Source organism: Pseudomonas sp. GD03875 (assembly GCF_029840585.1).
Taxonomy (GTDB): domain Bacteria; phylum Pseudomonadota; class Gammaproteobacteria; order Pseudomonadales; family Pseudomonadaceae; genus Aquipseudomonas; species Aquipseudomonas paralcaligenes.
On the sequence record NZ_JAOCCV010000045.1, the window covers coordinates 1 to 22,105 of the forward strand.

Sequence of the window (22,105 nt, forward strand, 5' to 3'; positions counted from 1 at the left end):
CAGCAAGCCGGCAGGTTTTCCGTTCTCGCGTGGCCTAGGGGAAATCCCGCCTGTGTACGCGCGGGCAAAACCTGAAACGGAACCTCTGCCCATGATCCATCCTCTTCGCCCGCTGGCGCGCTCGATCGGCTACGCCACCGCCTCCAGCCTGAGCCTCGCCCTGCTTGCCGGCGCCGGTACCGCCCTGCTCGCCGGCCCCGCCCTGGCGGCGGAAACCGCCGCTCAGGTCCGCACCGTTGTCTTCGACGTGCCCGCCGGCCCGCTCGACCAGGCGCTCGGCCGTTTCGGCCGCCAGGCCGGCATTCCGCTGTCGACCAACGCCAGCCTCACCGCCGGCAAGCGCAGCTCCGGCGTGCAGGGCCGCTACGCCGTCGACGAAGGCCTCGCCCGCCTCCTCGCTGGCACCGGCCTGGCCAGCGCGCGCCAGGCCGATGGCAGTTACCTGCTGATCGAGCGCGGCGAAGCGGGCGACGCCCTGGAGATCGGTGCGACCTCCATCAGCGGCAGCGCGGCGCTGGGCGCCACCACGGAGGGCAGCGGGTCCTATACCACCGGCGAGACCAGTGTCGGCACCAAGCTGCCGGCTTCGCTGCGCGAGACACCCCAGTCGGTGACGGTGGTCACCCGGCAACGCATGGACGACCAGAATCTGCAGAAGCTGGAGGACATCGCCACCTACACGCCCGGCCTGACCCTGCGCAAGACGGGCGGTGAGCGCCCAGAGTTCTATTCCCGCGGCGCGGCCATGGACAACATCATGATCGACGGCCTGCCGGTGGCTTACGACAGCGACACACTAGGTACCTCGAGCCTGCCCATGTACGACCATGTCGAGGTCGTCCGTGGCGCCTCCGGGCTGATGGTCGGCGCGGGCAACCCGTCGGGAACCCTGAATCTGGTACGCAAGCGGCCCACCGACACGCCGAGGCTGTCCATCAGTGCCAGCGTCGGCCGTTGGGACGACTACCGTACCGAACTGGACGTCAGCAATCGGCTGGACAGCGCAGGTGATCTCCGTGGCCGCTTCGTCGCCGCGTATCAGGACCGCAACAGCTTCGTCGATGCCTACGGCAACAAGCGCCAGCTGTTCTACGGCATCGGCGAATACGACTTGGGCCCCGCGACCACCCTGACGCTCGGGGCCTACTACAACCGCGAGGACAATCCCGGCGCCGATTGGAACGGCCTGCCGACCCGGCCCGACGGCAGCTTCTTCGATTTCCCCCGCTCGACCCGTACCGCGCCGGACTGGACCTACTGGGACAAGGAGAATCGCAGCGTCTTCGCCGAGGTGGAGCATCGCTTCGACAACGACTGGAAGCTGCGCCTGAACGGCACCTGGCTGCGTGGCGACATGGAAATGCTAGGCGGCAGTTTCTACACCGACGAGAACGACGACTTCCACCTGAACGTCGGGCGTTATACCTACCAGCACACCCAGAAGAGCGTCGACACCTACCTCTCCGGTCCCTTCAGCCTGTTCGGCGCGACCCATGAGCTGGTCGTCGGCGCCAGCTTCCGCCGCGACGACACCGACGACGGCCCGGGTGGCCCAGGGATCGATACCGATGTCATCGTCGATCCGACCCGTTTCGACCCCAAGGCCTACGCCAAGCCGGCGATCGAGCACAACTGGTCGCGCGATGGCCGCGAGGAGCAATCCAGCACCTACGCCACGGCACGCTTCAACCTGCGCGAGGACCTGCGGCTGATCCTCGGCTCGCGTCTGGACTGGTACGACTACGAGCAGACCACCCATTCCGGCGGCTACACCTTTGGCGGCGATTACAAGGCCACCCGCGAATACACGCCCTATGCCGGCCTGATCCACGACCTCGACGACACCTACTCGGTGTATGCCAGCTGGACCCGCATCTTCAAGACCCAGGCTGCCCAGGACGCCGGCGGCAGTCTGCTGGAGCCGGTGACCGGCACCAACTACGAGGCGGGAATCAAGGGCGAGTACTTCGACGGCGCGCTCAACGCCAGCCTCGCGCTGTTCCAGCTGGTGCAGGAAAACCTGGCCAAGTCGTTGCCCTCCAGCCAGTGCAGCACGGGCATCAGCGCCTGCTACGAGGCCAGCGGCGAAGTCCGCACCCGCGGCATCGAACTGGAGATCGGTGGCGAGCTGGCTGCCGGCTGGCAGGTATCGGCGGGCTATACCTACGCCGGTGCCGAGTACACCAGGTCCACCGACTCGGCCAGCAAGGGCGACCGTTTCGACAGCGATACGCCCTACAACCTGTTCAAGGTCTTCACCACCTATCGCCTGCCGGGCGCGCTGGACAAGTGGACCGTGGGCGGCGGCTTCCGGACCCAGAGCGGTGCCTATACGAGCTTCGGTGTGAAGCAGGGCGGTTACAGCGTGAGCGACTTGATGCTGGGCTACCAACCGAGCCAGGAGTGGCAGCTGCAGGCGAACCTGAACAACGCGTTCGACAAGCGCTACTACCAGAACATCAGCAACTCCTGGGGCGCCAACAGCTTCGGCGATCCACGCAGCCTGATGCTGACGGTGCGCTACAGCCCTTCGTTCTAGCTCCAGTAGCCTGATTGAGTCGTAGGGTGCGCCGCGCGCACCGCCTCCAAGCCATCGGTCCGCACGGCGCACCCTACGACGTTCCTGGGCCACTTAACTGGTTTTTTATACAGTCATTCGCCTATAGTGGCGGCTCCGGTTTCCATGAGGACGGCTCCGCCATGCCCCGCTGCTTCTGGTGCAACGACGATCCCCTGTACATTGCCTACCACGACGAGGAATGGGGCGTGCCGCAGCGCGACCCGCAGTGGCTGTTCGAGATGCTGTTGCTGGAAGGCTTCCAGGCCGGGCTGTCGTGGATCACCGTGCTGAAGAAGCGCGAGCGCTACCGCCAGGTGCTGTTCGGCTTCGATCCCGAGCGCCTGGCGCGCATGAGCGACGAGGAAATCGAGGTGCTCATGCAGGACCCCGGCATCATCCGCAACCGCCTCAAGCTCAAGGCGGCGCGGCAGAACGCGCGGGCCTGGCTGCAGCTGGAGGACCCGGTGACCCTGCTCTGGTCCTTCGTCGGCGGCGCGCCGAAGATCAACCACTTCGCCGGGCGCGGCGAGGTGCCGGCCGTGACGCCGGAGGCCGAGGCCATGAGCAAGGCGCTGAAGAAGCGCGGCTTCACCTTCGTCGGCCCGACCATCTGCTATGCCTACATGCAGGCGGCGGGCATGGTTATGGACCACACCACCGACTGCGACCGCCACGCCGAGCTGTCGTAGCCGGATACCATCCGGCCGCCGCCCGGGCCGGTATTCCCGGAACCTATGTGGGCCACTTCCACTGCGTTCCGCGGCTACAATGCGGCCTTTTGCGCATTCGGGAGTTGCTCGTGGAGAAATTCAAAGGCGCCCTGGTCGTCGGCTTTCTGCGGTTGTTCGCCCTGCTGCCCTGGGGCGCCGTGCAGGCCGTGGGGTCCGCCATCGGCTGGCTGATGTGGAAGGTGCCCAACCGTTCGCGCGAAGTAGTGCGCACCAACCTCGCCAAGTGCTTCCCCGAACTCGACGAGGCGGCCCGCGAGCGCCTGGTCGGCGAGACCCTGCGCGACATCGGCAAGACCTTCACCGAAAGCGCCTGCGCCTGGATCTGGCCGGTGGAGCGCACCCTCAAGCTGGTGCGCGAGGTCGAGGGGCTGGATGTCCTCCACGAGGCCCTGGCGTCCGGCAAGGGGGTGGTCGGCGTGGCCAGCCACCTGGGCAACTGGGAGGTCCTCAACCACTACTTCTGCACCCAGTGCAAGCCGGTGATCTTCTACCGCCCGCCCAAGCTCAAGGCGGTCGACGAGCTGCTGCAGAAGCAGCGTGCCCAGCTGGGCAACCGGGTCGCCGCCTCGACCAAGGAAGGCATCCTCAGCGTGATCAAGGAGGTGCGGCGTGGTGGCGTGGTGGGCATCCCCGCCGATCCGGAGCCCAGCCTTTCCGCCGGAGTCTTCGTGCCCTTCTGTGCGATCCAGGCGCTGACCAGCAAGTTCGTGCCCGGCATGCTCGCCGGCGGCAAGGCCCGTGGCGTGCTGCTCAACGCGATACGGCTGCCGGACAACAGCGGCTTCAAGGTGATCTTCGAGGCCGTGCCGGACGACATGTACAGCGAGGACCCGCAGGTGTCCGCTGCGGCCATGAGTCGCGAGCTGGAGCGCTACGTGCGCGCGTACCCGAGCCAGTACCTGTGGAGCATGAAGCGTTTCAAGAAGCGCCCGGCCGGCGAGAAGAAGTGGTATTGATGCCGCGACCGATAGCTATTACCGTCAGAGCCATCTTCCCGCCCGGAACAGGACAGGCATGGACAACAAGCGCGAGCACAACCGAACCCCGCTGAAGGTCCAGCTGCGCATCGACCATCCGGTCCATGGGCGGATGATGGTGACGACCCGCGATATCTCGGAAAGCGGGGTGTTCGTGGTGATCGACGACGCCCAGAGCCTGCTGCAGATCGGCGAGGTGGTCAGCGGCCAGGTCCAGGGCCTGCCGGTGGAGGCGCCCGTGGTGCAGATGCAGGTGGTGCGCTTCGAACCGAGCGGTGTGGGGCTGATCTTCAAGCGGGACTGACCCGTTCTCCCTGACCCCTCCGCTCCGGCGCCCTACTCCCCCTGCTCCCGTTCGCTGGCGGCCGCCTTCTCCAGGCGCCGCAGGAACACGGTCATTTCCTTCTCCGTCTGCTTGTCGCCGCGCTTGCGCGCCACTTCCAGCCCGTTGTGCCAGGCCTGGCGCGCCTCTTCGAGCATGCCCTGGCGCTGGCAGGCCTGGCCCAGCAGCTTCCAGGCAGCGGAATAGTTGGGGTCGAAGCCCAGGCACTTCTGCAGGTGCTCGGCGGCGCGCTCGGCATCGCCGTCGTCGAGGTAGGCCTTGCCCAGGCCGAAGCGCAGCAGGGCGTTGTCCACCCCGCGGGTCAGCAGTCTTTCCAGTGAGTCCGGCGTCGTCATGCCCTGGCCTCGGCGAAATGCCCTGTCAGAAGAAGGTCAGACCGACCTGGAACAGGCGTTCCACGTCGCGGATGTACTTCTTGTCGACGAGGAACAGTATCACGTGGTCGCCCGAGGCGATCACCGTGTCGTCGTGGGCGATCAGCACTTCCTCGTCGCGGATCACCGCGCCGATGGTCGTGCCCGGCGGCAGGGCGATCTCCTCGATCATCTTGCCGACCACCTTGCTCGAACGGGCGTCGCCGTGGGCGATGGCCTCGATGGCCTCGGCGGCACCGCGGCGCAGACTGTGCACGCTCTCGATGTCGCCGCGGCGCACGTGGGTCAGCAGGGTGCCGATGGTGGCCAGCTGCGGGCTGATGGCGATGTCGATGTCGCCGCCCTGCACCAGGTCGACGTAGGCCGGGTTGTTGATGATGGTCATCACCTTGCGCGCGCCCAGGCGCTTGGCCAGCAGCGAGGACATGATGTTGGCCTCGTCGTCGTTGGTCAGGGCGAGGAAGATGTCGGCCTCGTTGATGTTCTCCTCCACCAGCAGGTCGCGGTCGGAGGCGCTGCCCTGCAGCACGATGGTGCTTTCCAGGTTGTCCGAGAGGTAGCGGCAGCGCGCCGGGTTCATCTCGATGATCTTCACCTGGTAGCGGCTCTCGATCGCCTCGGCCAGGCGCTCGCCGATATGGCCGCCACCGGCGATGACGATGCGCTTGTAGCTGTCCTCGAGGCGGCGCAGCTCGCTCATCACCGCGCGGATGTGGGCCTTGGCGGCGATGAAGAACACCTCGTCGTCGGCTTCGATCACCGTGTCGCCCTGGGGCATGATCGGCCGGTTGCGGCGGAAGATGGCGGCGACGCGGGTGTCGACGTTGGGCATGTGCTCGCGCAACTGGCGCAGCTGCTGGCCGACCAGCGGGCCGCCGTAGTAGGCCTTGACCGCCACCAGCTGGGCCTTGCCCTCGGCGAAGTCGATCACCTGCAGGGCGCCGGGGTACTCGATCAGGCGCTTGATGTAGTTGGTGACCACCTGCTCGGGGCTGATCAGCACGTCGACCGGGATGGCCTCGTTGTCGAACAGCGCTTCGCGGGTCAGGTAGGCCGATTCGCGCACCCGGGCGATCTTGGTCGGGGTGTGGAACAGGGTGTAGGCCACCTGGCAGGCGACCATGTTGGTCTCGTCACTGTTGGTCACCGCCACCAGCATGTCGGCGTCGTCGGCGCCGGCCTGGCGCAGCACGGTGGGGAATGAGCCGCGACCGACCACGGTGCGGATGTCCAGGCGGTCGCCGAGGTCGCGCAGGCGGTCGCCGTCGGTGTCGACCACGGTGATGTCGTTGGCCTCACTGGCCAGGTGCTCTGCCAGGGTCCCGCCGACCTGGCCGGCGCCGAGAATGATGATCTTCATGCGGACTCTTTCCTCAGCCGCGCGGTGCTGCGGCGATCTTGATCAGCTTGGCATAGTAGAAGCCGTCGTGGCCGTCGACCTGGGGCAGCAGCTGGCGGCCGTGGGTCTGCTTGAGGCCGAAGGCGCCGGGGATGTCCAGTTCGCGGGCGCCCGGCGTGCGCTGCAGGAACGCGGCGATGTTGTCGCGGTTCTCCTCCGGCAGCACCGAACAGGTGGCGTAGAGCAGCACGCCGCCGACCTCCAGGGTCGGCCACAGGGCATCGAGCAGCTCGCTCTGCAGGGTGGCGAGGGCGGTGATGTCGTCGGCCTGGCGGGTCAGCTTGATGTCCGGGTGGCGGCGGATCACGCCAGTGGCCGAACAGGGTGCGTCGAGCAGGATGCGCTGGAACGGCTTGCCATCCCACCATGCGGCCACGTCGCGGCCATCGGCGGCGACCAGGGTGGCTTCGAGCCGCAGGCGGTCGAGGTTCTCCCGCACTCGGGCCAGGCGCGCTGGCTCCAGATCCAGAGCGACGGCTTCCTTCAGGCCTGGCTTGGCTTCGAGCAGGTGGCAGGTCTTGCCGCCAGGTGCGGCGCAGGCATCCAGCACGCGCTGGCCGGGCGCCAGGTCGAGCAGGTCGGCGGCCAGTTGGGCGGCCTCGTCCTGCACGCTGACGCGACCTTCGGCGAAGCCCGGCAGGGTCTTCACGTCGCAGGGTTGCAGCAGGCGGATACCGTCGCGGCTAAAGGTGCAGGGCTCGGCCTGGATGCCGGCGGCGCGCAGCTCGGCCAGGTAGTCGTCGCGGCTGCCGTGGCGGCGATTGACCCGCAGGATCAGTGGTGGGTGTTCGTTGTTGGCGGCGCAGATCGCCTGCCACTGCTCGGGCCAGTCGGCCTTGAGGCGCTTCTGCAGCCAGCGCGGGTGAGCGGTGTGCAGCACCGGGTCGCGATCCAGTTCGGCGAACAGCGCCTGGTGATCGCGCTGGGCATTGCGCAGCACGGCGTTGAGCAGGCCCTTGAGCGAGGGCTTCTTCAGCTTGTCGACGCAGGCCACCGTCTCGCCGATGGCAGCATGGGCCGGGATGCGGGTGTGCAGCAACTGGTACAAACCGACCAGCAGCAGCGCCTCGACATCGCGGTCGGCGGCCTTGAACGGCTTCTGCAGCAGCTTGTCGGCGAGCAGCGCCAGGCGCGGTTGCCAGCGCGCGGTGCCAAAGGCCAGGTCCTGGGCGAGCGGCCGGTCGCGCGGCTCGACCCGGTCCAGCAGCGGCGGCAGGCTGCTGCCCAGCGACGCCTTGCCATTGAGCACGGCGGCCAGCGCGCGGGCGGCGGCCAGGCGAGGGTTCATTGACCGAGCACCAGGCCGGGGGCGAACTGCTCGCGGCGGCTGTTGTACAGGTCGGCGAAGGCCAGCGGCTTGCCGCCGGGCAGCTGCAGGCGGGTCAGGCGCAGGGCGCCGTCGCCACAGGCGACGGTCAGGCCGGTCTTGTCGGCGGCCAGCACGGTGCCGGGCGCACCCCTGCCCTCACCCGGTTCGGCCGCGTGCACCTTGAGGGTTTCACCATTCAGGGTGCTGTGGCAGATCGGCCAGGGGTTGAAGGCGCGGACCAGACGCTCCAGCTCGACGGCCGGGCGGTTCCAGTCGAGGCGCGCCTCGTCCTTGTTCAGCTTGTGCGCGTAGGTTGCCAGGCTGTCGTCCTGCACTTCGCCGCGCAGCTCACCGGCGGCCAGCTTGCCCACGGCCTCGACCACCGCCCGGGAACCCAGCTCGGCCAGGCGGTCGTGCAGGCTGCCGCCGGTGTCGTCGGCAGTGATAGTGGTGGTGACCTTGAGCAGCATGGGCCCGGTGTCCAGGCCCGCTTCCATCTGCATCACGGTGACGCCGCTGCTGGCATCGCCGGCCTCGATGGCGCGCTGGATCGGCGCCGCGCCGCGCCAGCGCGGTAGCAGCGAGGCATGGCTGTTGATGCAGCCCAGGCGCGGAGTATCCAGCACCACCTGGGGCAGGATCAGGCCGTAGGCCACCACCACCATCAGGTCGGGCCGGAGGGCGGCCAGTTCGGCCTGGGCAGCCGGGTCGCGCAGGGTCTGCGGCTGGTATACGGCGATATCGTGTTGCAGGGCCAGCTGCTTGACCGGGCTGGGCATAAGCTTCTGCCCGCGGCCGGCCGGCCGGTCCGGCTGGGTATACACGGCGATGATCTCGCGGCCCGCATCGAGCAGGGCCTGCAGGTGCTGGGCGGCGAATTCCGGGGTGCCGGCAAAGATGATGCGCATGGATCACTCACTGCTGAAAAGAAAAAGGCTTGCCTTCCAGGCTACGTGAGAACTGCTGCGCTCGGTTATGCCGCGTCAAAAACAGGCTCGGAATGCTCATGTACAACTCGTACACTCCGCTTCCTCGCCTGTTTTTTCCTTGCCTAACCTTCGCTCGCGACGTTCTCACGCAGCCTGGGGCAAGCCTTTGGGAGTCGTGGATCAAGCCTGCTGGCGGTGCTGCTTTTCCAGCTTCTTCTTGATCCGGTCGCGCTTGAGGCTGGACAGGTAGTCGACGAACAGCTTGCCGTTGAGGTGATCGCACTCGTGCTGGATGCACACGGCGAGCAGGCCTTCGGCGATCAGTTCGTAGGGCGTGCCGTCGCGATCCTGCGCCTTGATCTTCACCTTCTGCGGCCGGTCGACGTTCTCGTAGAAGCCCGGGACGGAGAGGCAGCCTTCCTGGTACTGGTCCATCTGTTCGGTCAGCGACTCGAACTCGGGGTTGATGAACACCCGCGGCTCGGACTTGTCCTCGGACAGATCCATCACCACCACACGTTTGTGCACGTTGATCTGGGTGGCCGCCAGGCCGATGCCGGGCGCGGCGTACATGGTCTCGAACATGTCGTCGATCAGCTGGGACAACGCCGCGTCGAAGACGGTCACCGGCTTGGCGATGGTGCGCAGGCGCGGATCGGGGAATTCGAGGATGTTGAGTATCGCCATGGCTGTTTGTGATGCACTTGTGGAATAAAGTAAAAAACCGCTGCTAAGATGATGAGCAGCTTGAAAAACGGCTCAGAGGCCGCTGGTTCTGCGGCTTACAGGCGCCAGCCACATAATAAAGGGATTCACCGCATGAGGAAATCACTACTCGCCCTGCTGCTGGTCGCCGCGGGCGGTCTGGCCCAGGCCGGCCTGGTCCAGGCAGAAGTCCAGCTCAAGGAAGGCCACCCGGACCGTTACACAGTGGTCAAGGGTGATACCTTGTGGGATATCTCCGGCAAGTTCCTCAGCAAGCCCTGGAAGTGGCCCGAGCTGTGGCACGCCAACCCGCAGATCGAGAATCCTCACCTGATCTACCCGGGCGACACCCTCAGCCTGGTCTACATCGACGGCCAGCCGCGCCTGGTGCTCAACCGTGGCGAATCCCGCGGCACCATCAAGCTGTCGCCCAAGGTACGCAGCACCCCGCTGGCCGAAGCCATCCCGACCATTCCGCTGGATGCGATCAACAGCTTCCTGCTGACCAACCGCATTGTCGACTCGGCCGAGGAGTTCACCGGCAAGCCCTACATCGTGGCCGGTCAGCAGGAGAGCGTCATCAGCGGTGCCGGCAACCGGGTCTACGCCCGCGGCAGCTTCGAGGAAGGCCAGAACATCCTCGGCATCTTCCGTCAGGGCAAGTCCTACACCGACCCGGACACCAAGGAATTCCTCGGCATCAACGCCGATGACATCGGCACCGGCGAGATCGTCGCGGAAGAGGGCGACATCGCCACCCTCAACCTGACTCGCTCCACCCAGGAAGTGCGCCTGGGCGACCGCCTGTTCCCGACCGAAGAGCGGGCGATCAACTCCACCTTCGTGCCGAGCGAGCCGCCGACCGACGTCAATGGCGTGATCCTCGACGTGCCGCGTGGCGTGGCCCGCGTCGGCCAGTACGACGTGGTGACCATCAACAAGGGCAAGATCGACGGCCTGAGCGAAGGCAACGTGCTGGCGATCTACAAGACCGGCGAAACCGTGCGCGACCGCGTCAGCGGCGAGTCGGTGAAGATCCCGGACGAGCGCTCCGGCCTGCTGATGGTGTTCCGCACCTACGAGAAGCTCAGCTACGGCCTGGTGCTGTACGCCACCCGCGACCTGGCGGTGATGGACAAGGTGAAGAACCCGTAACACCCGGAACCCCCGCCCTCGCGGGGGTTCTGCTTTTCAGTGGCACGATCAGGGACGATCGCATGCACCACCTCTCTCCCTCCGAACTGGAGGCGCGGCTGCGTCTCCACCTTCTGCCGGAACTGGGGCCGCGGCGTTTCCGCCGTTTGCTGCAGGCTTTCGGTAACGCTTCCGCCGCACTCAGCGCGCCCGCCTCGGCCTGGCGTTCGCTCGGCCTGCCGGCCGTCTGCGCCGAACCCAGGCGCAGCGCCGAGATACGCGAGCGGGCCATGGCCGCCCTGCGCTGGCTGGAGCGACCCGGCCATTCCCTGCTGATGTGGGACGATCCGGGCTATCCCGCGCTGCTGGCGGAGCTGAGCGATGCCCCGCCGCTGCTGTTCGTCGCCGGCTCGCCGTCCCTGCTCGAGCGTCCGCAATTGGCGATGGTCGGCAGTCGGCGTGCGTCGCGTCCCGGCCTCGACACCGCGGGCGCCTTCGCCCGCAGCCTGGCCGGCGGCGGCTTCGTGATCACCAGCGGCCTGGCGCTGGGCATCGACGGCGCCGCCCACGAAGGTGCGCTGGAGGTGGGCGGAGGCACCGTCGCGGTGCTGGGGACAGGCCTGGAGCACATCTATCCGCTGCGCCATGCCGGCCTGGCCGCGCGCATCGTCGATCAGGGCTGCGCACTGGTTTCCGAACTGCCGCTGGACTGCCCGCCCCAGGCCAGCAACTTTCCCCGGCGCAACCGGATCATCAGTGGCCTGTCCCTGGGCGTGCTGGTGGTGGAGGCCAGCCCGTCCAGCGGTTCGCTGATCACGGCCCGCCTGGCGGCCGAACAGGGTCGCGAGGTCTACGCGATTCCCGGCTCGATCCACCACCCCGGCGCGCGGGGCTGTCACCAGCTCCTGCGCGAGGGGGCGACTCTGGTGGAGAGCGTCGAGGACATCCTGCAGGCGCTGCGGGGTTGGCAGCGGCTCGCGCCGGTCGAGGGAGAACCGCCCGCTTCCCCGGACCACCCGCTGCTGGCGCAACTGCGCGCCGCACCCCACACCAGCGAGGCACTGGCCCTGGCCTGCGGTCTCGAACTGGGCGAGACCCTGGCCGCGCTGACCGAGCTGGAACTGGAAGGGTTGGTCGTCTGCGAGGCCGGGCGCTGGGTACACCGCGCCGTCCGAGCTGGGTAAACTCGCCGCCAGATCAGACGCGGGGGCGATCATGCACAGCAGTTGGCGGGTACGTAACGTGGCGCGGGTGGTGCGGGCGGGCGGCGTCATCGCCTATCCCACCGAGGCGGTCTGGGGGCTGGGCTGCGACCCCTGGAACGAAGCCGCGGTGGACCGCCTGCTGGCGCTCAAGGACCGTCCGGTGCACAAGGGGCTGATCGTGGTTGCCGACAGCATCCACCAGTTCGACTTCCTGCTCGACGACCTGCCCGAGCGCTGGATCGACCGGCTCGCGAGCACCTGGCCTGGCCCCAACACCTGGCTGGTGCCACACCGCGACCGCCTGCCCCAATGGGTCACCGGCCAGCACGACAGCGTGGCGCTGCGGGTCAGTGACCATCCCCTAGTACGGGAACTCTGTGCTCTGGTCGGCCCGCTGATCTCCACCTCCGCGAACCCCGCCGGCCGCCCGGCCGCCCGCAGCCGCCTGCGGGTGGAACAGTACTTCCCGCGCCAGCTGGACGCTGTGCTGGGCGGCGAATTGGGCGGCCGCAAGAACCCCAGCCTCATCCGCGACCTGCGCACGGGGGATGTGATTCGGCCTTCGTAGGGCGCTGTTCAGTCCCGATCCCTGATGACAGAATGCCCCTGTCGCGACTTCATACAGGGCAGCCATGGACGACCTCAGCCCCTCCGACCTCAAGTCGATCCTCCACTCCAAGCGCGCCAACCTCTACTACCTGCAGCACTGCCGGGTGCTGGTCAATGGCGGTCGGGTCGAGTACGTCACCGACGCCGGCAAGCAGTCGCTGTACTGGAACATCCCGATCGCCAACACCACCACGTTGCTGCTCGGCACCGGCACCTCGATCACTCAGGCGGCAATGCGCGAACTGGCCAAGGCCGGTGTGCTGGTGGGTTTCTGTGGCGGTGGCGGCACGCCGCTGTTCTCGGCCAACGAGATGGACGTGGAGGTCGCCTGGTTCTCGCCGCAGAGCGAATACCGGCCCACCGAGTACCTGCAACGCTGGGTGAAATTCTGGTTCGACGACGGCAAGCGTCTGGAGGCCGCCAAGGCTTTCCAGCTCGCCCGCCTGCAGCGTATCCGCGACGGCTGGCTGAACAGCCGGCCGCTGAAGGATGCCGGATTCCGGGTGGATGCCGGCGCCCTCGAACGCGCCCTGGAAGCTTCGCAAGGCGCCATCCAGGCTGCGCCGGACAACACCTTTCTGCTCACCGAGGAAGCGCGTCTGAGCAAGCAACTGTTCGCCCTGGCGGCTCGTGCGGTGAACTATGGCGATTTCACCCGCGCCAAGAACGGCTCCGGCGGCGACCCGGCCAACCGTTTCCTCGACCACGGCAACTACCTGGCATATGGCCTGGCCGCCAGCGCCACCTGGGTGCTCGGCATCCCCCACGGCCTGGCCGTGCTGCATGGCAAGACCCGGCGCGGCGGCCTGGTGTTCGACGTGGCCGACTTGGTCAAGGACGCCACCATCCTGCCGCAGGCCTTCGTCAGCGCCGTGCGCGGCGACGAGGAGCAGGAATTCCGCCAGGCCTGCATCGAGAACCTGACCCGCGACGAGTCGCTGGACTTCATGATCGACACCCTCAAGGCCGTGGCCGAGCGGGTCGGCGCATGAATGTCCTGCTGATCAGCCAGTGCGACAAGCGCGCCCTGGTGGAAAGCCGGCGCATCCTAGACCAGTTCGCCGAGCGCCGTGGCGAACGTACCTGGCAGACGCCGATCACCCAGGCCGGCCTCGATACCCTGCGCAAGCTGCTGAAGAAGACCGCCCGGCGCAACACCGCCGTGGCCTGCCACTGGATTCGCGGCAAGGACCACAGCGAACTGCTGTGGATCGTCGGCGACGCCAGCCGCTTCAACGAGCAGGGCGCGGTGCCGACCAACACCACCCGCCGCGACGTGCTGCGCAAGGACGACGAGAACGACTGGCACACGGGCGAGGACATCAAGCTGCTGGCGCAGATGGCGGCGCTGCTGCACGACCTGGGCAAGGCCAGCGTGGCGTTCCAGCAACGGCTGCGCCAGCGGACGCTGGAAAAGAACCTGTATCGCCACGAATGGGTATCCCTGCGCCTGTTCCTCGCCTTCGTCGGCACGGACGACGATGCCACCTGGTTGCGCCGCCTGGCCGAACCGGATGCGCAGGACGATGCCAGTTGGCTGGTCGAGGGCCGCTACCAGCGCGATGGGCTGGATGCCGAAGCCCCGCCGCCGTTCAAGGGCTTGCCGCCACTGGCCGCCGCCATCGCCTGGCTGGTGCTGACGCACCACCGCCTGCCGGTCATCCCGGTCAACGATGTCGTCAGCGGTCAGCAGCAATGGCTGGGCCGCAAGTCCTCCACCTTCAACCCGGCGCAACTGCCTGACCTGCTCGACCGGGTCGAGCACGACTGGAACGAATTGCGCCAGAGCGCCGGTGCGGACGATATCGCACCCTACTGGCAGTTCGCTCACGACCTGCCGGTACTGCTGCCCAAGTGGCGAACCCAGGCAGCCAAGCTGGCTACCCGCCTGCAAGCCTTGTGCGCCAAGGCAGGCAAGGGCGTCTGGCTGAACAACCCCTACGTCATGCACTTGGCCCGCCTGAGCCTGATGCTTGCCGACCACCACTATTCCAGCCTGTCGGCGGACTCCGCCGAGCGTGTGCGCGGCGACGGGACCAGCCCGTTGTACGCCAATACTGATCAGGAGGGGCGCCTGAAGCAGCCACTGGACGAACACCTGCTCGGCGTTGCCCGCCTGGCGGGTGGCATCGTCCATGGCTTGTCTGGTTTCGAGCGCCACCTGCCGCGCCTGGCACGCCACCGGGGGTTGAAGAAACGCAGCGAAAATGAGCGTTTCCGCTGGCAGGACAAGGCCGCCGATGCCGCTGTCGCCTTGCGCGAGCAGGCTGCCGGGCAAGGTGCGTTCATCATCAACATGGCCTCCACCGGCTGTGGCAAGACCCTGGCCAATGCCCGTGTGCTGTACAACCTGGCTGAGCCACGGCACGGCCTGCGGGCCACCTTCGCCCTCGGCCTGCGCACCCTGACCCTGCAAACCGGACGCAGCTACCGCGAAGACCTGCACCTGAGCGACGACGAACTGGCGATCCATGTCGGTGGCAGCGCCAGCCGGGCGCTTTTCGAGTATCACCAGGCCCGGGCCGAAAGCAGCGGCTCGGCCTCCATCCAGCAACTGCTCGAAGAAGACAGCCACGTGCTCTACGAAGGCCAGCCCGCCGACCACCCGCTGCTGTCCAGGGCGATGCACGACGAACGCATCCGCAACCTGCTCTACGCGCCCATGCTGGTCTGCACCATCGACCACCTGATGCCGGCCACCGAGGCCCAGCGTGCGGGGCGGCAGATCGCACCCATGCTGCGGCTGATGAGCAGCGACCTGGTGCTGGATGAGCTGGACGATTTCGACCTTGCTGACCTGCCGGCGCTGACGCGCCTGGTGCATTGGGCCGGGCTGCTTGGCAGTCGCGTCTTGCTGTCTTCGGCGACCCTGCCACCCGCCCTGGTGGATGGCATGTTCCAGGCTTACCGCGCCGGGCGTTTGCACTATCGGCGCAATCGCGGTCAACACGGAGGGCAGGATGGCCCGCTGGACATACCCTGCCTGTGGCTGGACGAGTTCGGCGTGCAACAAATGGCTTGTAGCGATGCTCAGGGTTTCGCCAGCGGACATGAGGCATTCGTGCACAAGCGGGTACAAGCGCTGGCCCGCCTCACCGAGCGCGAGGGCACGATACGCGGCGGCGAACTGGTGCCGTTACGCATGGAGGCGCAGCAGGAGCAGGCGGTGCGCCGTGCCTTTGCCGCCGAAGTACGGGCGGCCGCCGTCGAGGCTCACGGTCGCCATGGGCAAGCCTGCCCGCGCAGCGGCAAGCGGGTCAGCTTCGGTCTGGTGCGCATGGCCAATATCGAGCCGCTGTTCGAGGTCGCCCAGGAGCTGCTGCGCCTGGGTGCGCCGGAAGACCATCGTATCCACCTGTGCGTCTACCACTCGCGCTTCCCGCTGCTGCTGCGTTCGGCCATCGAGCAACGCCTGGATACCAGCCTTGATCGCCGCAAGCCCGAGGCCATCTACGAGCGAGCGGAAATACGCCGGGCCATCGACGCCTCGCCGGAGCGCAACCATCTGTTCGTGGTGCTCGGATCACCGGTCACCGAGGTCGGTCGCGACCACGATTACGACTGGGCAGTGGTCGAGCCATCCTCGATGCGCTCACTGATCCAGCTCGCCGGACGTGTGCAACGGCACCGCAACCAGCCCTGCCGGACACCGAACATCCTGATCTTCGATACCAACCTGCGCCACTTCTCTTCGGCCAGGGGGCGTGACGGTCAGCCGCTGGCGGCCTTCGTGCGACCCGGTTTCGAGGATGAGCATGCCCTGGCGGATGCGCCATTTCGCCTCACCAGCCATCGCCTCGGCAAACTGCTGCGCGCAGACGAATACCACACCATCGGCGCCACCCCACGCATCCAGCCGCGTCCGGAGCAGGAGCGGCAACCCAAGCGCAGCCTGGTCGACCTGGAACATGCGCGCATGGCCGAACGGATGCTGCCCAAGCCGCGTAACGCGCCGCCGGCTGCATCACGTTTCGCCAAGCCAGCCGACTTCGATCTCGACGCCGCCTGCGCCTGGCAGTTTCCACGCGCCGCCCTGACCTGGGCGCTGCCACAACAGCAGCCTTTCCGCGACGACCCGGGCCGCGAGACCGAATTGCTGTTCCTGCCCGACGAAGACCAGGAACGACTGCTGATCCACCGCATCCACGAGCAGGCCCAGCGCGGCAAGCCCGCGATCTACACCACCGCCGAAAGCCAGGTGGAACACCTGTGCCTGGCGTTCGGCCCGAGGATCGGCCCTTGGGGCCAGGATGACTTGCTGGAGTTGTTGCTCGAACAGGCCCAGGCGCAGCGCCTGCCGCTGGAGAAATGCGCCCAGCGCTTTACCACGGTCAGCGTGCCGCAGAGTGAACAGGGGTGGCGGTATCACCCGTTGCTAGGGTTCTCAAAAAAATCATAAGGAGAAAATTCGGTGATGAGTCCAGGACTGACAGATCGAGGAGAGGTCATACGCAAATTGTTGTATGACCACGTTGCCCGGCGACTTGCCAAGGTATTGGTCAAATGGGAGGGAAGGCTTGACTCGCAGGCCAAGCTGGAAATCAAGAAGGCTCGCGACAAGTATCGTCTTGAGCAAATCCTTGAGAGAGGAGCCGCTTGCAGTGCAAGTCTCGTAGTTGCCACGCATATCGCAAAAGCCACGCACCCAGATTTGAAGGTAAAGAAGGTCACCAATCTGAATATCAATTTTGGTGAACTCCCAACCCGAGCCGAAGTTGGCTCCCATCTTCTACCGAGCGGGAAAAGCCTGGCTGACACTACAGGCGATGGTGCGTATAACTCGGCCGGTTACGAATTGTATTTATTGCTTGATCTTGAGTTTGAAGGAAAGCCGTTGGGCGAATGGCTTCTTGCACAGGATCGGGATGCCATTCAGGCCTTCGCGGTAGATGTCGACAACGACAAGGATGCCGCAAGCTTGGCAAGCAAATACGCAGAGCTTTTGGTGGAAAAGAGGTCTCTGCCTGCCACAGATACGAGAGCCAAGCAGGTCTACTGGAGTGTTTCCGGCGAACCTGCCGACGATGGTGGCTACCATCTGCTGCAACCGCTGTTCTCCAGCAGCCTGGCCCACGCCGTGCATCAAGAGATCAACGATGCCCGTTTCGGTGAAAGCAACAAGGAGACCCGCCAGGCCTGGCGCGACAAGAAAGCTCACGATGGCATCTACCGCGACTATCGCGACTTGGTAGCTCGCAAGCTCGGTGGTACCAAGCCACAGAACATCAGTCAGCTAAATAGTGAGCGCGGTGGGATCAACTACCTGCTGGCCTCGCTGCCACCGCAGTGGAATCAGGATCGCCCCCGACAGTTCCTGTTCATCGACTCGGCGCTGCAACGTTTTCGTCGCTACGAGGGCGTCAACGAACTGCTGGAAGCCTTGCTGGCCCTGCTGACCGGCAACCCCGAGCCGACCATGGAAGCCCGCATCAAGCGCGAACGCATCGAACGCGCCCTGGGCCAGTCGCTGGCCGCCTTCGGCCAGGCTACCCGGCAACTGTTCCAGCCCGGTTGGACACGCGATGCGGAGTGTCGCCTGCCGCTATGCGAACGAATTTGGTTGGACCCGGAGCGGGTCGAATTGCCACTGCGAGAGGAGGAGATGCAGCGACAGGAAGACGAAGACTTCATCGCTGCCTTTGAATGGAAGGACTGGCCGGATGAAGTGGCCCACCGCTTCGGCAACTGGCTCCAGAACATCCTGCTGCAACACCAGCTGCCGGTGGGCGATATCGAACATGCGCACTGGGCACGTCAGGCATTGATCGACGCTGAGTGGCCCGCGCCCATGCAGCGCCGTGCCCGAACCGAAGCTACGGGGCCGGAGGTGGCGCATGGCTGAGTGCCCCCACTTTGAACACCTGCTGGTGCTGCCTCGCTTGCAGGTGCAGAACGCCAACGCCGTCTCCAGCCCGCTGACCCACGGTTTCCCTTCGATCACAGCCTTCCTCGGGCTGATGTGGGCACTGGAACGCAAGGCCCAGGCGGTAGGGCTGGACCTGCAATTCAATGCCGTTGGCGTGATCGCTCACCAGCATCAGGAACAGATCACCGACGCTGGCTTCGTCAATGCCTTTCATCTGACCCGCAACCCGCTGGACAAGACCGGCGGTACGGCGGCCATTGTCGAGGAAGGGCGTATCCATCTACAGGTCAGCCTGGTCTTCGCCGTGCGCAGCCAGACACTACAGGACGAGTCGAACACCGCCGCCATCGCCACGCAGGTGCGCGAGCTGCTCGGGTCGATGCGCATCGCTGGCGGCAGCCTGGTCGAGTCCACGGCCTCGCGTAGTCGGCAGCGCCCCTATGTGGTGAGCCTGACCGGCGATGCCGAAGGTCGGCAACGGCAGTTCGACCAGCTCAAGCTGCGCCTGCTACCGGGCTTTGCTCTGGTAGAGCGGTCGGACCTGCTCGAACAGCGCCATCAGGAACTGTTGGCGACTCGGCCCGAAACCACCCGGCTGGACGCCTGGCTGTCCCTCGTACGGATCAACTGGCATTGGCAGGCAGAGGATGAAGATGCCAAGGGTCAATGGCGACATGACCGACAGGCGCTCGGCTGGGTCGTCCCCATTCCGCTGGGCTACGGCGCCCTGGGTGCGCTACAGGCCGCTGGCAGCGTGGCCAACGCCCGCGATGATCAGACCCCCTTCCGTTTCGTCGAGAGCCTCTACGGCGTCGGCCATTGGCTCAGCCCACACCGCCTGCACAGTGCGCAACAACTGCTCTGGTATGCCGACAGCCAGCCTGATGAAGGCCTCTACCGCTGCCGCAACGACTACCGGCCGACGCCGGTGCACGAATTCGACTTCGACTGACCCGTTTAAAAGGAATTTCATCATGTCCAAAGAACTCAAGACTGCCTCCGTTCTCGCCTTCGAGCGCAAGCTGGACCCATCCGATGCCCTGTTCCATGCCGGCGACTGGAGCCAGCGTGATGCCGCTACAGGCTGGAGCCCGCTGGTCATCCGCGAGAAATCCGTACGCGGCACCATCTCCAATCGTCTCAAGACCAAGGATCAGGACCCGGCCAAGCTGGATGCCGCCATCGAAAACCCCAACCTGCAAACCGTGGACGTCGCTGCCCTGCCAGCCGACGCCGATACTCTCAAGGTTGATTTCACCCTGCGCGTATTGGCCGGCACCGGCCAGCCTTCGGCCTGTAACGACGCCGACTACCGACAGAAACTGCTCGACACCGTGCAGGGCTACGTGACGGCCAACGGCTTCGGTGAGCTGGCCCGGCGCTATGCGCACAACCTGGCCAGCGGTCGCTTCCTGTGGCGCAACCGTATCGGCGCCGAACAGGTCGAGGTTCGCATTGCCCATCTGGCCGACGGCAAGGCCGTGAGCGAATGGTGTTTCGACGCCTTTGCTCTGTCGCTGCGTGATTTTCAAGCGCCAGGCGACAGCTCGGTAGTGGCTGCGCTGGGGCAGTTGAGTGCCTTGATCACCGCCGGCTTGGCTGGCGAGCGTCATGTGTTGCTGCGTATCACTGCTTTCGTGCGCCTGGGCAATGGCCAGGAGGTCTTCCCTTCACAGGAACTGATCCTCAACCGCAGTCGAGGCGACAAGAGCAAGACGCTCTATCAGGTGGACGGCATAGCCGGTATCCACTCGCAGAAGATCGGCAACGCTCTGCGCAGCATCGACACCTGGTATCCAGAAGCTTCGGTCAACGGCCCGATCGCGGTGGAACCCTATGGCTCGGTCACGACCCAGGGCAGGGCCTACCGCCAGCCCAAGCAGAAGCTGGACTTCTACTCTCTGCTGGATGCTTGGGTGCTGAAGGACAAGGCGCCCGAACTCGACCAGCAGCACTTCGTCATCGCCACCCTGATTCGTGGCGGCGTGTTTGGCGACGCAGACAAGGGTTGAGCCATGGATCACTATCTCGACCTGACACTGCTGCCAGATCCGGAATTTCCGATCACGCAGCTGATGAGCGCGTTGATTGCCAAGCTGCACCGGGGGTTGCACGACCTGCGTCGTACCGATGTGGGCATCAGCTTTCCCGAGGTGGAGACAGCCAAGCATGGTCTGGGCTCGCGGCTGCGGCTGCATGGCCCGGCCGCAGCATTGGATAGCCTGCTGGCGCTGAATTGGTTGAACGGCATGCGTGACTACCTGCAACTGGGTGAGCTGGCACCGATCCCGGCAAAGGTGAGCTGGCGCTGCGTCAGCCGGGTGCAGGTGGACAGCAATCCAGAACGCGCCCGCCGCCGTCTGATCAAGCGTCACGGTATCAGCGAGGAGGAGGCGCACCGGCGCATTCCTGACAGCGCCGCCAAGCGTTGCGACCTGCCCTATGTGGCACTGCGCAGCAACGGCAATGGCAATGGTTTCCGCCTCTTCATCCGCCATGGCCCGCTGCTCGGTGCTCCTACCACGGGTTCGTTCGGTGCCTACGGACTCAGTGCCGAGGCTAGTGTCCCCTGGTTCTGACCCTTTTTCTCACCCTCAAGCCGAGCCCTTGCAAAATCAATCACTTGCAAGCGGCTCCGGAAAGAGGGTGAAACGGTGGGAAATAGGGAAGGCTCTTTTATAATCAGATAGTTAGTGTGTTTGATCTCTACTTCACTGCCGTATAGGCAGCTCAGAATAGTTCGATCAGGCTGTCGCAGGCCATGCAGACCTTCACTGCCGTATAGGCAGCTCAGAATAAGATGCGCTTCTCGTCGCGCTCGTAGCGGAACTTCACTGCCGTATAGGCAGCTCAGAATAACAAGCCGGTGGACTTCCTGACCGTCGCCGACTTCACTGCCGTATAGGCAGCTCAGAATGGGCGGTCGCTCCTCTTCACCCGACACCACCGCTTCACTGCCGTATAGGCAGCTCAGAATACTTCATCGCCACATTGGCTGTCGCGTTTGCACTTCACTGCCGTATAGGCAGCTCAGAATACGGACCGGACTCCTCCGGCACCCTGCAGAGCCTTCACTGCCGTATAGGCAGCTCAGAATATGGCGGCGCTCACAAGGGCGTGCTTCCGAGTCTTCACTGCCGTATAGGCAGCTCAGAATGCTATGCGGGGGTCAAGCCGAACCCGCTGTATCTTCACTGCCGTATAGGCAGCTCAGAATTGCTCCATGATGACGTTGCGCTTTAGCTCCTCCTTCACTGCCGTATAGGCAGCTCAGAATAGAGCCAATCGCCCATGCAGGTGATTGCGCGCCTTCACTGCCGTATAGGCAGCTCAGAATTCTTCGTCGCCAGATTCATTGCCGCCAGAGTCCTTCACTGCCGTATAGGCAGCTCAGAATTGAACGCTCGCTCCGCAGCTTCTCCAGCAGCACTTCACTGCCGTATAGGCAGCTCAGAATTCCTTGCTCGGCCTGGCCGTCTGCGGAAGCATCTTCACTGCCGTATAGGCAGCTCAGAATTAATGGCATCGTTGGCTCCTCTGGCACTAAGTCTTCACTGCCGTATAGGCAGCTCAGAATTGCTGGCGGCAATGCCGAAGTATCAGATCAACCTTCACTGCCGTATAGGCAGCTCAGAATTATAGCCCCGGCGAAGACGCGGTTGTGCAAACCTTCACTGCCGTATAGGCAGCTCAGAATGTCTACCGCACCCTCAACGCTGAACCCCCGGGCTTCACTGCCGTATAGGCAGCTCAGAATTTCTACTGCAGCTGCGAGCGCATCTGCCAGCCCTTCACTGCCGTATAGGCAGCTCAGAATTGACCCGTGCGGCACGGGTGTGCCCTGGATTACTTCACTGCCGTATAGGCAGCTCAGAATTGTTTGTACTGGAACCCTGAAAAGTGTGTCACCTTCACTGCCGTATAGGCAGCTCAGAATTACGCCAGCGCCTGGGACTGCCAGGAC

General features: G+C 65.3%; 18 protein-coding genes and 1 CRISPR repeat array (1 of these 19 cut by a window edge). Of the genes, 13 read left to right on the forward strand and 5 right to left on the reverse strand.

Features of this window, described 5'->3' with window-relative positions; all coding sequences use genetic code 11:
* Positions 1–91 precede the first annotated feature (91 nt).
* The 4 genes from N5D30_RS24300 to N5D30_RS24315 all read left to right on the forward strand — a co-directional run bounded on the left by N5D30_RS24300 (position 92) and on the right by N5D30_RS24315 (position 4,572).
* On the forward strand, positions 92–2,539 hold the full coding sequence (locus N5D30_RS24300; RefSeq protein ID WP_279911045.1) for a TonB-dependent siderophore receptor: 2,448 nt from the start codon (positions 92–94) through the stop codon (positions 2,537–2,539).
* Between the two features lie 161 nt (positions 2,540–2,700).
* A complete protein-coding gene (locus N5D30_RS24305) occupies positions 2,701–3,249 on the forward strand; it encodes a DNA-3-methyladenine glycosylase I (protein ID WP_279911047.1) in 549 nt (182 codons plus the stop codon).
* Between the two features lie 110 nt (positions 3,250–3,359).
* On the forward strand, positions 3,360–4,247 hold the full coding sequence (locus N5D30_RS24310) for a lysophospholipid acyltransferase (RefSeq protein WP_279911048.1): 888 nt from the start codon (positions 3,360–3,362) through the stop codon (positions 4,245–4,247).
* A 58-nt stretch (positions 4,248–4,305) separates the two neighbouring features.
* Positions 4,306–4,572 (forward strand): PilZ domain-containing protein, encoded by a 267-nt coding sequence (locus N5D30_RS24315; RefSeq protein WP_220815833.1) that lies wholly within the window; start codon positions 4,306–4,308, stop codon positions 4,570–4,572.
* A 32-nt stretch (positions 4,573–4,604) separates the two neighbouring features.
* Here the strand turns inward: N5D30_RS24315 and N5D30_RS24320 are convergent, their stop codons facing one another.
* The 5 genes from N5D30_RS24320 to def all read right to left on the reverse strand — a co-directional run bounded on the left by N5D30_RS24320 (position 4,605) and on the right by def (position 9,309).
* Positions 4,605–4,946 (reverse strand): tetratricopeptide repeat protein, encoded by a 342-nt coding sequence (locus N5D30_RS24320; RefSeq protein WP_279911049.1) that lies wholly within the window; start codon positions 4,944–4,946, stop codon positions 4,605–4,607.
* A 25-nt stretch (positions 4,947–4,971) separates the two neighbouring features.
* The gene (gene trkA, locus N5D30_RS24325; protein WP_220815835.1) at positions 4,972–6,345 is read right to left on the reverse strand and encodes a Trk system potassium transporter TrkA; all 1,374 of its coding nucleotides are present in this window, start codon (positions 6,343–6,345) and stop codon (positions 4,972–4,974) included.
* A gap of 13 nt (positions 6,346–6,358) precedes the next feature.
* Positions 6,359–7,672: a 16S rRNA (cytosine(967)-C(5))-methyltransferase RsmB gene (gene rsmB / locus N5D30_RS24330; protein ID WP_279911050.1), complete on the reverse strand. Its 1,314-nt coding sequence runs from the start codon at positions 7,670–7,672 to the stop codon at positions 6,359–6,361.
* Entirely contained in the window at positions 7,669–8,601 is a 933-nt protein-coding gene (gene fmt / locus N5D30_RS24335; protein WP_279911051.1) for a methionyl-tRNA formyltransferase, read from the reverse strand. The genes rsmB and fmt overlap by 4 nt, the downstream gene beginning before the upstream one ends.
* Positions 8,602–8,802: 201 nt before the next feature.
* Positions 8,803–9,309 carry a peptide deformylase gene (gene def, locus N5D30_RS24340; RefSeq protein WP_220815838.1) on the reverse strand — a complete coding sequence of 169 codons (507 nt, stop codon included), beginning with the start codon at positions 9,307–9,309 and terminating at the stop codon, positions 8,803–8,805.
* 132 nt (positions 9,310–9,441) lie between these two features.
* Here def and N5D30_RS24345 point away from each other — a divergent pair, with 132 nt between their 5' ends.
* The 9 genes from N5D30_RS24345 (at position 9,442) to cas6f (ending at position 20,720) form a co-directional block, all read left to right on the forward strand.
* The gene (locus tag N5D30_RS24345; protein WP_220815839.1) at positions 9,442–10,482 is read left to right on the forward strand and encodes a LysM peptidoglycan-binding domain-containing protein; all 1,041 of its coding nucleotides are present in this window, start codon (positions 9,442–9,444) and stop codon (positions 10,480–10,482) included.
* 62 nt (positions 10,483–10,544) lie between these two features.
* A complete protein-coding gene (dprA, locus tag N5D30_RS24350; RefSeq protein WP_279911052.1) occupies positions 10,545–11,645 on the forward strand; it encodes a DNA-processing protein DprA in 1,101 nt (366 codons plus the stop codon).
* Between the two features lie 31 nt (positions 11,646–11,676).
* The gene (locus tag N5D30_RS24355) at positions 11,677–12,234 is read left to right on the forward strand and encodes a Sua5/YciO/YrdC/YwlC family protein (protein WP_279911053.1); all 558 of its coding nucleotides are present in this window, start codon (positions 11,677–11,679) and stop codon (positions 12,232–12,234) included.
* Positions 12,235–12,298: 64 nt separating this feature from the next.
* The gene (gene cas1f / locus N5D30_RS24360) at positions 12,299–13,267 is read left to right on the forward strand and encodes a type I-F CRISPR-associated endonuclease Cas1f (protein ID WP_279911055.1); all 969 of its coding nucleotides are present in this window, start codon (positions 12,299–12,301) and stop codon (positions 13,265–13,267) included.
* On the forward strand, positions 13,264–16,674 hold the full coding sequence (gene cas3f, locus N5D30_RS24365; protein ID WP_279911056.1) for a type I-F CRISPR-associated helicase Cas3f: 3,411 nt from the start codon (positions 13,264–13,266) through the stop codon (positions 16,672–16,674). The genes cas1f and cas3f overlap by 4 nt, the downstream gene beginning before the upstream one ends.
* 15 nt (positions 16,675–16,689) lie before the next feature.
* Positions 16,690–18,117, forward strand: a complete 1,428-nt coding sequence (gene csy1 / locus N5D30_RS24370; RefSeq protein ID WP_279911057.1) for a type I-F CRISPR-associated protein Csy1 — start codon at positions 16,690–16,692, stop codon at positions 18,115–18,117.
* A complete protein-coding gene (gene csy2 / locus N5D30_RS24375; RefSeq protein WP_279911058.1) occupies positions 18,110–19,093 on the forward strand; it encodes a type I-F CRISPR-associated protein Csy2 in 984 nt (327 codons plus the stop codon). Before csy1 ends, csy2 begins: the two co-directional genes overlap by 8 nt.
* A 22-nt stretch (positions 19,094–19,115) precedes the next feature.
* Positions 19,116–20,153: a type I-F CRISPR-associated protein Csy3 gene (gene csy3, locus N5D30_RS24380; RefSeq protein ID WP_279911059.1), complete on the forward strand. Its 1,038-nt coding sequence runs from the start codon at positions 19,116–19,118 to the stop codon at positions 20,151–20,153.
* 3 nt (positions 20,154–20,156) lie between these two features.
* Positions 20,157–20,720, forward strand: a complete 564-nt coding sequence (gene cas6f / locus N5D30_RS24385) for a type I-F CRISPR-associated endoribonuclease Cas6/Csy4 (RefSeq protein WP_279911060.1) — start codon at positions 20,157–20,159, stop codon at positions 20,718–20,720.
* A 130-nt stretch (positions 20,721–20,850) separates the two neighbouring features.
* Positions 20,851–22,105: direct repeats of the CRISPR family, unit length 28 nt; unit sequence CTTCACTGCCGTATAGGCAGCTCAGAAT (it continues 1,294 nt past the right edge of the window).

Bases quoted from the DNA above. Each gene is read 5' to 3' on its own strand.
- N5D30_RS24300 (WP_279911045.1), top strand. From the start codon at position 92: ATGATCCATCCTCTTCGCCCGCTGGCGCGCTCGATCGGCTACGCCACC.
- N5D30_RS24305 (WP_279911047.1), top strand. From the start codon at position 2,701: ATGCCCCGCTGCTTCTGGTGCAACGACGATCCCCTGTACATTGCCTAC.
- N5D30_RS24315 (WP_220815833.1), top strand. From the start codon at position 4,306: ATGGACAACAAGCGCGAGCACAACCGAACCCCGCTGAAGGTCCAGCTG.
- N5D30_RS24320 (WP_279911049.1), bottom strand. From the start codon at position 4,946: ATGACGACGCCGGACTCACTGGAAAGACTGCTGACCCGCGGGGTGGAC.
- trkA (WP_220815835.1), bottom strand. From the start codon at position 6,345: ATGAAGATCATCATTCTCGGCGCCGGCCAGGTCGGCGGGACCCTGGCA.
- rsmB (WP_279911050.1), bottom strand. From the start codon at position 7,672: ATGAACCCTCGCCTGGCCGCCGCCCGCGCGCTGGCCGCCGTGCTCAAT.
- fmt (WP_279911051.1), bottom strand. From the start codon at position 8,601: ATGCGCATCATCTTTGCCGGCACCCCGGAATTCGCCGCCCAGCACCTG.
- def (WP_220815838.1), bottom strand. From the start codon at position 9,309: ATGGCGATACTCAACATCCTCGAATTCCCCGATCCGCGCCTGCGCACC.
- N5D30_RS24345 (WP_220815839.1), top strand. From the start codon at position 9,442: ATGAGGAAATCACTACTCGCCCTGCTGCTGGTCGCCGCGGGCGGTCTG.
- dprA (WP_279911052.1), top strand. From the start codon at position 10,545: ATGCACCACCTCTCTCCCTCCGAACTGGAGGCGCGGCTGCGTCTCCAC.
- N5D30_RS24355 (WP_279911053.1), top strand. From the start codon at position 11,677: ATGCACAGCAGTTGGCGGGTACGTAACGTGGCGCGGGTGGTGCGGGCG.
- cas1f (WP_279911055.1), top strand. From the start codon at position 12,299: ATGGACGACCTCAGCCCCTCCGACCTCAAGTCGATCCTCCACTCCAAG.
- cas3f (WP_279911056.1), top strand. From the start codon at position 13,264: ATGAATGTCCTGCTGATCAGCCAGTGCGACAAGCGCGCCCTGGTGGAA.
- csy1 (WP_279911057.1), top strand. From the start codon at position 16,690: ATGAGTCCAGGACTGACAGATCGAGGAGAGGTCATACGCAAATTGTTG.
- csy2 (WP_279911058.1), top strand. From the start codon at position 18,110: ATGGCTGAGTGCCCCCACTTTGAACACCTGCTGGTGCTGCCTCGCTTG.
- csy3 (WP_279911059.1), top strand. From the start codon at position 19,116: ATGTCCAAAGAACTCAAGACTGCCTCCGTTCTCGCCTTCGAGCGCAAG.
- cas6f (WP_279911060.1), top strand. From the start codon at position 20,157: ATGGATCACTATCTCGACCTGACACTGCTGCCAGATCCGGAATTTCCG.